The 383-nt window shown below is 68.7% G+C and carries 1 protein-coding gene; it reads right to left on the bottom strand.

Annotated features, from left to right (window positions below; genetic code table 11):
- On the bottom strand, positions 1-208 hold a 208-nt coding region (locus GVL52_RS32785), incomplete at its 3' end, for a pyruvate kinase (RefSeq protein ID WP_244619363.1).
- Positions 209-383: the final 175 nt, after the last annotated feature.

Below are 383 nucleotides of genomic sequence, written 5' to 3'. Positions count from 1 at the left end.
GGTCCGCCATGATCGCCACCTCGCGGCCCGCGCGCTGGGCCGCGGCACGCACCTTCTCGGCGCGGTCGATGTGGTCCTGCGCCGTGCCGTGGCTGAAGTTGAGCCGCACTACGTTCACGCCCATGGCGATCATCCGCTCCAGCAGGACCGGATCGCTCGACGCGGGCCCCAGGGTGGCGACGATCTTGGTGGCTCGGCGGATGCGCATGGGGGTGTCTCCTGATTGAATGTGCGGGGGTTCGATGTAATCCGGTTTCAATTCTGGCACGGAAGCGGTTACATGGCGGTTTCATGCGGGCCCGACCCTGTTGCCCGCTCCGCCCCCCGGCCGCGCTCAGCCGCGCATCAACGCCTCGATCTCGTCCGCCTCCACCGGCACGTCG

It is taken from the genome of Rhizobium sp. 18055 (assembly GCF_902706285.1).
Taxonomy (GTDB): Bacteria; Pseudomonadota; Alphaproteobacteria; order Rhizobiales; family Rhizobiaceae; genus Rhizobium.
The sequence above is the reverse complement of the archived record's forward strand: the minus strand, read 5'-3'. Positions and strand labels throughout refer to the sequence as shown.